At 69.9% G+C, this 13,957-nt stretch carries 10 protein-coding genes; 8 read left to right on the forward strand and 2 right to left on the reverse strand.

The genetic code is table 11. From position 1 onward, the window contains the following. Positions 1-300 precede the first annotated feature (300 nt). From C9J87_RS13695 to C9J87_RS13705, 3 genes are read left to right on the forward strand one after another with little or no spacing between them, the layout of a single operon-like run. Entirely contained in the window at positions 301-2,796 is a 2,496-nt protein-coding gene (locus C9J87_RS13695; protein ID WP_107705799.1) for a DNA gyrase/topoisomerase IV subunit A, read from the forward strand. Between the two features lie 17 nt (positions 2,797-2,813). Further along, a complete protein-coding gene (locus tag C9J87_RS13700; protein WP_157953202.1) occupies positions 2,814-3,512 on the forward strand; it encodes an LppX_LprAFG lipoprotein in 699 nt (232 codons plus the stop codon). After that, the gene (locus C9J87_RS13705) at positions 3,509-5,311 is read left to right on the forward strand and encodes an MFS transporter (protein ID WP_332871071.1); all 1,803 of its coding nucleotides are present in this window, start codon (positions 3,509-3,511) and stop codon (positions 5,309-5,311) included. The genes C9J87_RS13700 and C9J87_RS13705 overlap by 4 nt, the downstream gene beginning before the upstream one ends. A 15-nt stretch (positions 5,312-5,326) precedes the next feature. On the opposite strand, the gene C9J87_RS13710 is transcribed toward C9J87_RS13705, so the two are convergent. Then, entirely contained in the window at positions 5,327-7,162 is a 1,836-nt protein-coding gene (locus C9J87_RS13710) for a flavin-containing monooxygenase (protein ID WP_107705801.1), read from the reverse strand. A gap of 88 nt (positions 7,163-7,250) precedes the next feature. Here C9J87_RS13710 and C9J87_RS13715 point away from each other — a divergent pair, with 88 nt between their 5' ends. The 5 genes from C9J87_RS13715 to C9J87_RS13735 all read left to right on the forward strand — a co-directional run bounded on the left by C9J87_RS13715 (position 7,251) and on the right by C9J87_RS13735 (position 13,612). Then, positions 7,251-8,453, forward strand: a complete 1,203-nt coding sequence (locus C9J87_RS13715) for a sigma-54-dependent transcriptional regulator family protein (protein WP_157953203.1) — start codon at positions 7,251-7,253, stop codon at positions 8,451-8,453. 10 nt (positions 8,454-8,463) lie between these two features. Next, on the forward strand, positions 8,464-8,958 hold the full coding sequence (locus tag C9J87_RS13720) for a beta-class carbonic anhydrase (protein WP_010833425.1): 495 nt from the start codon (positions 8,464-8,466) through the stop codon (positions 8,956-8,958). 63 nt (positions 8,959-9,021) lie between these two features. Beyond that, positions 9,022-9,540, forward strand: a complete 519-nt coding sequence (locus C9J87_RS13725) for a MarR family winged helix-turn-helix transcriptional regulator (protein ID WP_010833424.1) — start codon at positions 9,022-9,024, stop codon at positions 9,538-9,540. Between the two features lie 60 nt (positions 9,541-9,600). Then, a complete protein-coding gene (icmF, locus tag C9J87_RS13730) occupies positions 9,601-12,786 on the forward strand; it encodes a fused isobutyryl-CoA mutase/GTPase IcmF (protein ID WP_107705803.1) in 3,186 nt (1,061 codons plus the stop codon). 40 nt (positions 12,787-12,826) lie between these two features. Next, positions 12,827-13,612 (forward strand): helical backbone metal receptor, encoded by a 786-nt coding sequence (locus C9J87_RS13735; protein WP_332248892.1) that lies wholly within the window; start codon positions 12,827-12,829, stop codon positions 13,610-13,612. Between the two features lie 59 nt (positions 13,613-13,671). Here C9J87_RS13735 and C9J87_RS13740 read toward each other — a convergent pair whose 3' ends face one another. Next, positions 13,672-13,890, reverse strand: a complete 219-nt coding sequence (locus tag C9J87_RS13740) for a hypothetical protein (RefSeq protein ID WP_198652361.1) — start codon at positions 13,888-13,890, stop codon at positions 13,672-13,674. Positions 13,891-13,957: the final 67 nt, after the last annotated feature.

Here is a 13,957-nt window from a genome sequence, read left to right on the forward strand (position 1 = left end):
TGCTCTGCGTCGATGAGAAGTCTCAGATCCAGGCCCTGGACCGCACCGTGCCTGCCGATTCACGACTTTGCTCGTTCCGGGATTCTGCGAAGTCTGGACGTCCCGCAAGCCGTACCTCCTGGGGGACGAATACGGGCATATCCGCCACCACCGCCGCGGCGTCCCGGATGACCCGTCCGCAGTGATTCCCGGTGACGGGACGCCGTGCGGCCACGGACGCGGGGTCAACCTGCGTTGATACCGACAGCCCACCGGCGTGCCCCAGTCACGGAACGACTCGCGGACCGGGACAATGCCCGCATGGCTCGACGTACCACCAAGCAACCACTCCCCGACGACTTCGAGGAGCACATCCTCGACATCGACGTCGGTGACGAGATGCGCTCCTCGTTCCTCGAGTACGCCTACAGCGTAATCTACTCGCGCGCGCTGCCCGACGCCCGCGACGGGCTCAAGCCCGTCCAGCGGCGGATCCTCTACACGATGGACGAGATGAACCTGCGGCCCGACCGCGGCCACGTCAAGAGCGCCCGCGTCGTCGGCGAGGTGATGGGCAAGCTGCACCCCCACGGCGACAACGCCATCTACGACGCGCTCGTGCGCCTGGCCCAGCCGTGGTCGATGCGGGTGCCGTTCATCGACGGCCACGGCAACTTCGGCTCGCCCGACGATTCCCCCGCCGCCATGCGCTACACCGAGTGCCGGATGCTGCCCTCCGCGGTGGCGATGACCGCCTCGATCGACGAGGACACGGTCGACTTCAAGCCCAACTACGACTCGCGCGAGACCGAGCCGACGGTCCTGCCCGCGGCCATCCCCAACCTCATCGTCAACGGCACGACCGGCATCGCGGTCGGCATGGCGACCAACATCGCGCCGCACAACCTGGTCGAGGTCGTGCAGGCGCTGCGCCACCTCATCACCCACCCCAAGGCCGGCCTCGACGACCTGATGCGCTTCATCCCCGGCCCCGACCTGCCGACCGGCGGCAAGATCGTCGGCCTCGACGGCGTCCGCGACGCCTACGAGACCGGGCGCGGCACCTTCAAGATGCGCGCCACCGCCCGGATCGAGTCCGTGACGCCGCGCCGCAAGGGCATCGTCGTGACCGAGCTCCCCTACGGCGTCGGCACCGAGCGGGTGATCGAGCGGATCAAGGCGCTCGTGCTGTCCAAGAAGATCCAGGGCATCGCCGACCTCAAGGACCTCACCGACCGCAGCCACGGGCTGCGCCTGGTCATCGAGGTGAAGAACGGCTTCGTCCCCGAGGCGCTGCTCGAGCAGCTCTACAAGATGACGCCGATGGAGGACTCCTTCGGCATCAACACTGTCGCGCTCGTCGACGGCCAGCCGCGCACGCTCGGGCTCAAGGAGCTGCTGGAGGTCTTCCTCCAGCACCGCTTCGACGTCGTACGCCGCCGCTCGGTGTTCCGCCGCACCAAGGCCGCCGACCGGCTGCACCTGGTCGAGGGACTGCTCATCGCGATCCTCGACATCGACGAGGTCATCCAGGTCATCCGCTCCTCCGACAACGCGTCGCAGGCCAAGGAGCGGTTGATCGACATCTTCGAGCTGAGCCAGATCCAGGCCGACTGGATCCTGGACATGCCGCTGCGCCGGCTGACGAAGTTCTCCCGGCTCGAGCTGGACAAGGAGAAGGCCGAGCTCGAGCGCGAGATCGAGCAGCTCGACGCGATCATCAACGACGAGAAGCTGCTGCGGAAGGTCGTCTCCGACGAGCTGGCCGAGGTCGCCAAGACCTACGGCACCCCGCGCCGTACCGTCCTGCTCGCCTCCGCCGGCACCACGGTCACCGCCGCGAGCCTCGAGGTGGCCGACGACCCGTGCTTCGTCTTCCTGTCCTCCAGCGGCCTCGTCGCGCGAACGGCGAACGCGACCCTGCCCGGACAGGGCGAGTCCCGGGCCAACCACGACGTCATCACCTCCGCGGTGCGCACCACGGTCCGGGGCGAGGTGGGCGTGCTGACGTCGCGCGGTCGGCTGATCAAGGTCGGCGTGCTGGACATGCCCGGCCTCCCCGACTCCGCCAACGACCCCAACCTCCAGGGCGGGCTGCCGCTCAGCGAGGTGCTCTCACTGGACAGCGGCGAGCGTGCGCTCGCCCTCACGTCCCTGGCGACCGAGGGGCCCGGACTCGCGCTCGGCACCCGCGACGGCGTGGTCAAGCGGGTCAACCCCGAGGTGCTCGGCAAGGACGACTGGGACGTCATCTCGCTCAAGGACGACGACGAGGTCGTCGGTGCCATCGAGCTGACCACCGGCGACGAGACGCTGTGCTTCATCACCACCGATGCCCAGCTGCTGCACTTCGGTGCCGACGGCGTGCGCCCGCAGGGTCGCTCCGGGGGCGGCATCGCCGGGGTCCGGCTGACGCCCGGCGAGCGGGTGGCCTGGTTCGGTGTGGTCGACGCGGAGGACTCCGTCGTCGTGACCGCCTCCGGTGCCTCGACCGCCCTGCCGGGCACCGAGGCCGGCGCGGTCAAGGTGACGCCGTTCAGCGAGTACCCCGCCAAGGGCCGCGCCACCGGTGGTGTGCGCTGCCACCGCTTCCTCAAGGGCGAGGACACCCTCGTCACCGCCTGGGCCGGCTCCGCGCCCGCGCGCGCAGCCGCTGCCAGCGGCGCACCGATCGAGCTTCCGGCCGCGACCGGTCGCCGCGACGGCTCGGGCATCCCGGGGTCGCAGGCCATCGCCGCTGTCGCAGGGCCGGTCGCCGTACTCCTGAAGGACCGGACGGTGGACGCGGTCGCGAGTGCCCCTGCTGACGGGGCCTGATGTGCAAGGCTGAACGCATGATTGCTCGCGCCGCTGCGCTGTCCCTCCTCGCCGCTCTCGCCCTGACCTCGTGCACCGGTGACGGTGAGCAGAAGGCCTCCGAGGACACGTCGCCCGAGGAGGTGCTGGCCGCGGCCGCGACCACCCTCGGTGACACGAGCGGCGTCGACCTCACGCTGTCGACCGAGGACCTGCCCGCGGGCGTCACCGGCATCACCAGGGCCGCCGGTGTGGCCACCAACGCACCCGCCTTCGAGGGCACCATCACCGTGGTCATCTCCGGCCAGAGCGTCGACGTGCCGGTGGTGGCCGTCGACGGCACCGTCTACGCCCAGATCCCGTTCACGGAGGGCTGGCAGGACGTCGACCCCGGCGACTACGGCGCGCCCGACCCGGCCCAGCTCGTCAACTCCGAGACCGGCTTCGCCTCCCTGCTCGGTGTCACCACCGACCTCGAGGAGGGCGAGAGCGTCCGCGGCGGAGCCGACAACTCCGAGGTCCTCACCACCTACACCGGCACGGTCCCGGGCGACGCGATGAAGAAGGTCATCCCCAGCTCGTCGGGTGACACCTTCGAGGCGGAATACCTCGTCTCCGACGACGGCGAGCTCCGCCAGGCCGTCCTGACCGGGGTGTTCTACGCCAAGAGCGATGCGATGACCTACACCGTCGACTTCGCCGACTACGGCACGAGCAAGGACATCGTCGCCCCGTGAGCGAGGTGACCGGGTCGGCTCCGACCCGGGCGCTGCTGAGCCTCGCGGCCGTCGCGGTCGCCTTCGCCGCCGCCGACACCTATGTCGTCGTGCTGGCGTTGCCGGACATGATGACGAGCGTCGGCGTCCCGATCGACCAGCTCCAGCGAGCAGCGCCGATCATCTCCGGCTTCCTGCTGGGGTACGTCGCCATGCTCCCGCTCATCGGCAGGATCGCCGACCTCCGCGGTCGCGTGCCGGTGCTGGTCTTCTCGCTCGTGCTCTTCGCGCTGGGCTCGCTCGTCACCGCGCTGGCCTACGACATGCCCTCGATGGTGATCGGCAGGTTCCTCCAGGGCGTCGGTGGTGGCGGGCTGGTGCCGGCGACGCTGGCACTCGTCGCCGACCTCTATCCCAAGGAGCGCCGCGGCGTCCCGCTCGGCATCGTCTCGGCCGTGCAGGAGATCGGCTCGGTCATCGGCCCGCTCTTCGGTGCGGTGGTGCTGGCCTTCGCCGACTGGCGGGCGATCTTCCTGATCAACCTCGCGGTGGGCCTGCTGCTGGCGGCCGCCCTGCGCTCCATCGCCTCGCCGCTGGCTGAGCTGCCGGCCGACTCACCGCTGGTTGAGCAGGCGCGCCAGCGCCGTGTCGAGACCAAGGTGAAACGCCCCGACCTCCTCGGCGCACTCCTCCTCGTGGCGACCCTGGTCGCCGGAGCCCTCGTCTTCGTCCGCCCCGCCGAGCTCCTGCGCGACCTCACGTGGGGTCAGCTCTTCATCCCCTACGTCGGGTCCGGTCGCTGGCTGACCCCGATCGGCCTGATCGCGATCGGTGCCGCGCTCCTGCTCGTCGCGCGCTGCCTCGTCGCGAAGCGGCCGCTGCTCGACCTGCGCCGCTGGGGCGCCAGCCTCGTCGAGGCCGACCTGGTCGGCGCCCTGCTGCTGGCGGTCGCGCTCGCGGGCGTGATCCTCGCCTTCGCGACGGCCGATCCGAAGATCCAGGTGTTCTCCGACCGCGGCTGGTGGTTCCTGCTCGGGTCGGCGGTTGCGAGCGTGCTGTTCGTCGCGCACCTGCGCCGGGCCGCGGCACCCCTGCTTCCGCGCGGTGCGCTGCGGCGTACCCCCGCGTGGGGAGCGCTGCTGGTCAGCTTCTTCATCGGGGCCGCGCTGATCGCTGCCCTGATCGACATCCCGCTCTTCGCGCGCACCACGGTCTATCCCGACTCCCAGCTCGCCGCCGCGCTGGTGCTCGTGCGTTTCCTCGTCGCACTGCCCGTCGGGGCCGTGATCGGCGGCTACCTCATCCGACGCCTCTCCCCCGGCGTGGTCACCGCCGCCGGCATGCTGCTGGCCGCGGCCGGCTTCGTGCTGATGGCGCAGTGGGGGCTGACGACCGTCGAGGAGCCGATCGCCAACCTCGGGCTGATCACCGGCGGGCTCGGCTTCGGGCTGGCGCTGGCGCCCGTCAACGCCGCCCTGCTCGCCTTCACCGACGACGACGTGCACGGCGTCGCGAGCGCCTTCGTCGTGGTCTCGCGGATGGTCGGCATGCTCGTCGGCATCTCCGCGCTCACCACGATCGGCCTGCGCCGCTACTACTCCGAGCAGGGCGTCATCCCGCCCGTGCGCGAAGTCTGCGACGGCAGGACCCGCTGCAAGGAGTTCTCAGACCTGCTCCGCGTCGCCGGCATCGCCCAGGAGCACACCGTGTTCTACGGTGCGGCCGTCTGCGCGGTCGTCGCCGCCGTCCTGGCCCTCGTCCTGTTCCGTACGGCGACAGCGACACCCCTCTCCACGAGGGACGCCCTGTCGATCCACTGAGACCTGCCGCGGGCTTCAGCCCGTGTGGTGCACCTCCTGCAGTCCGTGCACCGGGGTGTCGATGCCCTCGAACCTCGCCTTGAGCTGGAGCGCGAGGTAGAGCGAGTAGTGCCGCGACTGGTGCAGGTTGCCACCGTGCATCCAGAGGTTCTCGATCTGGGTGGGCTTCCACATGTTGCGCTGCTCGCCCTCCCACGGCCCCGGGTCCTTGGTCGTGTCCGAGCCGAGGCCCCACACCTTGCCGAGCCGGTCGGCGGTCTCCTGGTCGATCAGGTCGGCCACCCAGCCGTTCATGGATCCGTAGCCGGTGGCGAACACGACGACGTCGGCGGGCAGCTCGGTGCTGTCGGCCAGCACCACCGCGTTCGCGGTGAGGTGGTCGATCTGGCCGCGGACCAGCTTCACGTCGCCGTTGGCGACGAGGTCGGCCGCACCGACGTCGATGTAGTAGCCCGAGCCGCGACGCAGGTACTTCATGAACAGGCCGGAGCCGTCGTCGCCCCAGTCGTGCTCGAAGCCGGCCGCCTCCAGCCGCTCGTAGAAGTCCTTGTCCTTCTCCGCCATCGCCTCGTAGGCCGGGATCTGGAAGGTGTGCAGGATCCGGTAGGGCAGGGACGCGAAGATCAGGTCCGCCTTCTCCGTCGTGACACCCGCAGCGACCGCCCGCTCGGAGTAGAGGTCACCGAGCCCGATCTCCATCAGGCTGTCGCTCTTGACGATGTGCGTCGAGCTGCGCTGCACCATCGTGACGTCGACGTCGTTCTCCCACAGTGCGCCGCAGATGTCGAAGGCGGAGTTGTTGCTCCCGATCACGACGACCTTCTTGCCCCGGTAGGGATCCGGCCCGGGGTGCGCCGAGGAGTGGTGCAGGTCGCCCTCGAAGACGTCCGTGCCCGGCACGTCAGGGACGTTGGGCTTGCCGGACATCCCGGTGGCGAACACCAGCTGCGTCGGGCGCAGGGTGAGCGGCTTGCCCTCCCGCTCGACCTCGACGGTCCACTCCCCGGTCTCCTCGGACCAGGTGGCGCTCGTCGCCGTCGTGCTCGACCAGTAGGGCACCTCCATGATCTTCGTGTAGGACTCGAGCCAGTCGCCGATCTTGTCCTTGGGCGCGAAGACCGGCCAGTTGTCCGGGAACTTCAGGTAGGGCAGGTGGTCGTACCAGACCGGGTCGTGCAGGCACAGCGACTTGTAGCGGTTGCGCCACTGGTCGCCGGGTCGCGGGTGCTTGTCGATCACCAGGCTGGGCACACCGAGCTGGCGCAGGCGGGCTCCGAGCGCGATCCCGCCCTGCCCGCCGCCGATGACCAGCACGTAGGGCTGGGTGGTGCTGCCGAGGCTCTCGGCCTCGGCCTGCCTGCGCTCGAGCCAGGTCTGGCGCTGCTTGTCGGCGCCGTGCTCGGCCCCGCGGGGCCGGTGCTCGTTCCTCGGCTCCTCGAAGCCCTTGAGCTCGTAGAGCGTGGTCAGGAAGGTGAAGGCCTTGCGCTCACCGTCCTCCTCGACCAGCCGCAGCAGCCCACGGCCCCGGCCGGCCCCCGTCTCGAACAGGATCCAGGCGGTGATCATGCCGTCCGCCTCGTCCGCGGGCTCCTCCAGCGTGAAGCCGGAGGGATCGGTGCCGGCGAGGGTGTTCTCCAGGAGGTCGGTGATCCCCTCCCTCCCCTCCACGGTCGTGATGTTCCAGGTGAAGGACACCAGGTCTCGCCAGTAGGACTCGGTGGCGAACAGCGCGGCCGCGGCGGGCACGTCCCGGGCGGCCAGGGCCGCCTCGAAGCTGTCGAGCCAGGCGGTGGCGGTGGCGCTCGGGTCCTGCTCTGAGGTGACGACGGGGGCGTTGAGGGTCTCGGTCATGATGTCTCCTTCCGACGTGACCCACGACACACCGAGACGTAGCATCGGCGGGAGGGTTGCAGCCGGGTTGCAAGGGATCGGAGGTGCCATGGGCGACCAGCTCGAGCCATGGCGCGCCCGTGAGCGGGTGCTGTCGGGCGATGGATCGCCCCAGGAGGTCCGCCCCGAGATCAGCGCGTCGTGGCGCCGGGTCCGGGCCAGCGGGCTCGCGCCGGGCGCCGAGCCCGCCGTCGCTCCCCTGACGGAGAGCGAGGTCGAGTCCCGACGCAGCACCAGCGCCATGGTGCCGCTGCTGCCGGGCATCACCGGCTCCCTGTCGCCCGCCGTCGATGACGGCCTGCTGGTCGTGGTGACCGACACCGATGGGCGCGTGCTGTGGCGTCGGGGCGGCTCGGGCGTACGCCGCCTGGCTGACGGGCTCGGCTTCGTGCCCGGGTCCGCGTGGACCGAGGCCAATGTCGGCACCAACGCCATCGGCACCTGCCTGGTGCTCGGCCAGCCCGTGCACATCCAGGGCCCGGAGCACTACGTCCAGTCCCACACCCGCTGGAGCTGCGCCGCTGCGCCCGTGCGTGACCCGTGGTCGGGCGAGAGCCTGGGCGCGGTGGACATCAGCGGCCCGGGCTTCGCCGTACGCCGATCCGTGCTCGCCCTCGTCGGCGTGACCGCGCGCCTGGCCGAGGCAGAGCTCCGCACCGACCACGCCATCGCACTCGAACGGCTCCGCGCCTATGCCGCTCCCGTCGTGGCTCGCGTCGGTGGGCGCGCACTGGCGGTCGACCCGGGTGGACACGTCGCCGCGGTCACCGGTTTCACGGCCCCCGACCGGCTGGTGCTGCCCCCCGACCTGTCGTCGGGGTCGACCTGGCTGCCCGCCCTGGGCGCCGTGACGGTCCAGCCGCTGCCGGGAGGGTGGCTGCTGCGCCTCGGCAACGACGACCTCGAGGCCACCGAGCTGGTGCTGGACCTGCGCGGACGACCGGAGCTGCGGGTCAGCTCCGCCAGCCACTCGTGGCAGCACCACCCGAGCCCGCGGCACACCCAGATCCTGTTGGCGCTCATCCGCTCGCCGCAGGGGCGCACGGCCGCCCAGCTCGCCGAGGACCTGTTCGCCGACGAGACGCGGGTCGTCACCGTGCGGGCGGAGATGTCGCGGCTGCGGCGTGCGCTCGGCTCCCTGCTGGAGGCCCAGCCCTATCGCATCGCGTCGTCGGTGCGCGCGACGGTGCTCGACCCGGGCGAGGCGTCCACACTGTGGCCCTCGCACATCCCGACTCCTGACCTCGGCTAATCTCGCGATCGTGGACGACTTCAGCGACCTGATCACTGCCAACCAGGAGTTCGCGGAGAGCTTCGAGCTCGGCGACTTCGACGGTGTTGCCCATGCGGGCGTCGCCATCGTCACGTGCATGGACAGCCGGATCGACCCACTGCGTATGCTCGGCCTCCACCACGGCGATGCCAAGATCTTCCGCAACCCCGGCGGCCGCGTGACCAGCGCGGCGCTTGAGGCGCTCGTCCTCGGCGTCCACCTGCTCGGGGTCAACCGCATCCTGATCGTGCCCCACACCAAGTGCGCGATGGCCTCCAACACCGAGGCCGACCTGCGCGTCAAGGTCGGCAGGTCGGCGGGCGTCGACGCCTCCTGGCAGCAGTTCCACGTCATCTCCGACCAGGTGGCGGCCCTGCAGGAGGACGTCCAGATGGTGCGCTCGCACCCGCTGATCCCCGAGTCGGTCGCCATCGGCGGGTTCCTCTACAACGTGGACTCCGGGTTGATCGACCAGAAGTTCTGACGCGCCCGCTCGGCGCGAAGGCAGTTCCTAGGACGTCCTAGGAATCTCCCGTAGCCTGTTCGCATGGCACGAGACAGGGACCCGATCCACGAGGCGCGCGGCCAGTGGATCCGGCACGGCTGGGACGACGCTGCCGACGGCATGGCGATGGTCACCTCGATCGTGCGCGTGCAGCAGCTGCTGATGGAGCGCATCGACGCGGTCCTGCGCCCGCTCGAGCTGACCTTCGCCCGCTACGAGGTGCTGCGCCTGCTGTCCTTCGCCCAGTCCGGCGCGATGCCGATGACCCGGCTCGGGTCCCTGCTCCAGGTGCACCCCACCAGCGTCACCAGCGCGGTCGAGCGACTGGTCAAGCAGGGCTACGTCGAACGCCTGCGCCGCGACGACGACCGTCGCGTGATCCTGGCCTCCCTGACCGACGCAGGTCGCGACGTCGTCGACCGCGCCACCCTCGGCCTCAACACCCAGGTGTTCGAGCAGCCCGGACTCCCCACCGCGGGGGTCCTGCAGCTCACCGATCTGCTCGGCGAGCTGCGTGAGGCTGCCGGCGACCACGTGACGGCGTCGGCTACTTCACAGTAGTTAGTTGGATGTCCTACTATTGCGGTAGTAGGACATCCAACTACTCTCGCAAGGATCCTCATGGTCGAGCTCCACCAGCCCCAGCACCCGGTCCGCCTCGTCACGGCGTCAGCCCTGTTCGACGGGCACGACGCCTCGATCAACATCATGCGGCGGATCTTCATGAGCCAGGGCTGCGAGGTGATCCACCTCGGTCACAACCGCTCCGTCCAGGAGGTCGTCGACGCGGCGCTCGAGGAGGACGCCCAGGGCATCGCTGTGTCGTCCTACCAGGGCGGCCATGTCGAGTACTTCGAGTACCTCGTCGAGTCGCTGAAGGCGGCCGGTGCCGACCACGTGAAGGTCGTCGGCGGTGGTGGCGGCGTCATCGTGCCAGCCGAGATCAAGCGTCTCCGCGAGTCCGGGGTCATCATCTTCTCCCCCGAGGACGGCCAGCGGATGGGCCTCGTCGGGATGATCAACTCGGTCGTCGCCGACTGCGACTTCGACCCGTGGCAGACCGCGCCCGCCGACATCGACGGTGTCCTGGCCGGCGACCGGCACGCCATCGCGCGCGCGCTGACCGGCGCCGAGACCGGCCAGCTGAGCGACGACATGCTCGCCCGCATCAACCAGGCGGCTGCCGCCCACACCGCCCCCGTGCTCGGCATCACCGGCACCGGCGGCTCGGGCAAGTCGTCGCTGACCGATGAGCTCGTGCGGCGCTTCCGCGTCGACCAGCAGGACAAGCTCCGCGTCGCCGTGATCGCGGTCGACCCGACGCGCCGCAAGGGTGGGGGCGCCCTCCTGGGTGACCGCATCCGCGCCAACTCGCTCGACGGCGACCGGATCTTCTTCCGCTCGCTCGCCACCCGTGGCGCCCACGAGGTCCCCGAGCACCTCGACACCGTCATCGCGGTGATGAAGGCCGCCGGCTTCGACCTGGTGATCGTCGAGACACCCGGCATCGGCCAGGGTGACGCGGCGATCGTGCCCTTCGTCGACCACTCGCTCTACGTCATGACGCCGGAGTTCGGCGCCGCCTCGCAGCTCGAGAAGATCGACATGCTCGACTTCGCCGACACCGTCGCGATCAACAAGTTCGAGCGCCGTGGCGCCAAGGACGCGCTGCGTGACGTCGGTCGGCAGCTGGTCCGCAACCGTGGCGCCTTCGGCAAGCAGCCCCACGAGATGCCGGTCTTCGGCACCAGCGCGGCCACCTTCAACGACGACGGCGTCACGGCGCTCTACCAGCACCTGCGCGACACCCTCGGGGCCAGCGGGCTGCCGATCGAGGAGGGCACGCTCCCCCACGTCGACGTACGCCACTCGTCCGGAATCCGCCAGGTCGTCCCGACCGATCGCGTGCGCTACCTCGCCGAGATCACCGAGACCGTGCGCGGCTACCACGCACAGACCGACCGCCTCGCCGAGGCAGCGCGTCGGGTGCAGCGGCTCGACATCGTGCAGGGCGAGCTGGTGTCCGCCGACAAGGACACCAGCGGCGTGGAGGACCTGCTCGAGTCCGCCCAGCGCCAGCTTCCCCACGAGGTCTCCGACCAGATCGCCGCGTGGCCCGCTGTCGTGCAGTCCTACTCCGGAGACGAGCAGGTCGTCGTCGTACGCGGCAAGGAGATCCACACCAAGCTGACCCGCGAGTCGCTGTCCGGCAACAAGATCCCCCGCGTCGCCCTCCCCCGGTTCACCGACCACGGCGAGCTGGTGAAGTTCTGGCGCAACGAGAACCTCCCGGGCTACTTCCCCTACACCGCCGGTGTCTTCGTGTTCAAGCGCGACGGCGAGGACCCGGCCCGGATGTTCGCCGGCGAGGGTGACCCGGCGCGCACCAACCGCCGCTTCAAGATCCTCAGCCACGAGGGCGAGGCCACGCGCCTGTCGACCGCCTTCGACTCGGTCACGCTCTACGGCCGCGACCCCGACCCGCGTCCCGACGTCTACGGCAAGGTCGGCACCTCGGGCGTCTCCGTCGCGACGCTCGACGACATGAAGGTCCTGTTCGACGGCTTCGACCTGATCGCGCCCTCGACGTCGGTGTCGCTGACCATCAACGGCCCGGCGCCGACGGTGCTGGCCTTCTTCCTCAACACCGCCATCGACCAGGCCGCCGAGCGCGGCATCTCCGCCGCCGACGCGCTCAAGCAGGTGCGCGGCACGGTGCAGGCCGACATCCTCAAGGAGGACCAGGGCCAGAACACCGCGCTGTTCTCCACCGAGTTCTCGCTGCGGATGATGGGCGACATCCAGCAGTACTTCATCGACAACGAGGTCCAGAACTTCTACTCCGTGTCGATCTCCGGCTATCACATCGCCGAGGCCGGGGCGAACCCGATCAGCCAGCTCGCCTTCACGCTGTCCAACGGCTTCACCTACGTCGAGTCCTACCTCGCGCGCGGCATGGACATCGACGACTTCGCGCCCAACCTGTCCTTCTTCTTCTCCAACGGCATGGACCCCGAGTACAGCGTCATCGGTCGCGTCGCCCGCCGCATCTGGGCGGTCACGATGAAGGAGAAGTACGGCGCCAACGAGCGCTCGCAGAAGCTGAAGTACCACGTGCAGACGAGCGGCCGCTCGCTGCACGCGCAGGAGATGGACTTCAACGACATCCGCACCACGCTGCAGGCCCTGATCGCGATCTACGACAACGCCAACTCGCTGCACACCAACGCCTACGACGAGGCCGTCACCACGCCCACCGAGGAATCCGTGCGCCGGGCCCTGGCGATCCAGCTGATCATCAACCGCGAGTGGGGCCTCGCGATGAACGAGAACCCGCTCCAGGGCTCCTTCATCATCGACGAGCTCACCGACCTGGTCGAGAAGGCGGTGCTGGCCGAGTTCGACTCCATCAACGAGCGCGGCGGCGTGCTGGGCGCCATGGAGACCGGCTACCAGCGTGGTCGCATCCAGGACGAGTCGATGCTCTACGAGCACCGCAAGCACGACGGCTCGCTGCCGATCGTCGGCGTCAACACGTTCGTGAAGCCCGACTCCGATGTCTCCCCGCCCGAGGTCGAGCTCGCCCGCGCCACCGAGGCCGAGAAGGAGTCGCAGCTCTCGCGGGTCCGCGCCTTCCAGTCCGCGCACGCCGACGAGGCGGCCGAGGCGCTCGCGCGCCTCAAGGAGGCCGCGGTCAACGGCGACAACGTCTTCGCCGTGCTGATGGACGCCGCACGGGTGTGCTCGCTGCAGCAGGTCACCGAGGCGTTCTTCGAGGTGGGCGGGCAGTACCGGCGCAATGTCTGAGCGCGCGGACTCGCGAAGCGAGCACGCGAAGGCGAAGGGGTTGAGCAAGCCCCGCCCGGGCGAGCCTGCGAGCCCGGGCGACGGGCGGGACGAAACCGAGCCCGAGAGTGGCCACGGCGGCCTGCGCCGGGTGGTCAGCCTCGTCCCGTCGCTGACGGAGGCGATCGCCAGCGTCGACGCGGGTGCCCTGGTCGGCGTGACCGACTGGTGCACCCACCCGGCCGACCTCGACGTACGGCGAGTGCGGGGCACCAAGAATCCCGACACCAAGGCGATCATCGCCCTGGCTCCGGACGTGGTGATCACGAACAAGGAGGAGAACCGCGAGCTCGACGTACGCCGTCTGCGCGATGCTGGCGTCGAGGTGTGGGTCAGCGTCATCGAGACCGTCCCTCAGGCGATCGACGCCATGGAGGAGCTCTTCGACGACGTGCTGCGCTGGCAGCGACCTGCCTGGCTCGCCCAGGCTCGTGAGCTGTGGTGCGGGGAGCCGATGGTGGCGCGTGCGCGCGTCGCCGTACCCATCTGGCGGGATCCGTGGATGGTGGTCGGCCGCAACACCTTCACCGGTGACCTGCTCGCCCGCGCGGGCCTTGTCAACGTCTTCACCGACCAGCCCGACCGCTATCCGAGCCTCGACCTGGCCGTCATCGACGGCGCCGGAGCCGACGCGGTGCTGCTGCCCGACGAGCCCTACGTCTTCACCGCCGACGACGGCCCGGAGGCCTTCACGACGCCCACCGAGCTCGTGTCGGGCCGGCTGATCACGTGGTACGGCCCGTCCCTGGTCGAGGCGCACGCGTCGCTGCGCACCCTCCTCCCCTGACGCGACGACCGTGTGGCTTCGGTGTCTCCATGTGACACCGAAGCCACACAGTCGGGCACCTAGCGATCGAGGGGTGCGTCCGGGGCGCGCAACTCGTCGTCGCTCCGGTTCTCGCCATGTCGCTGTGCGTCCTGGATCCCGTGCGCGATCGCCTTCCGCAGCACCCAGTAGGCGACGTATGCCGCGACTGCCCACATCACCAGGCTGAGGGCCAGGAACTCCAGACCACCAACAGCCATCTGCGTTCCCAGGGCGACATCTTCTGCAGCTCTCATCATGGCGAGCAGCGTAGTGACGACGCAGCGAACGCGTGCGTTTCCACGCGTCAGAACGCGTGCGCTTCAC

Source organism: Nocardioides allogilvus, assembly GCF_003047285.1.
Lineage (GTDB): Bacteria > Actinomycetota > Actinomycetes > Propionibacteriales > Nocardioidaceae > Nocardioides > Nocardioides allogilvus.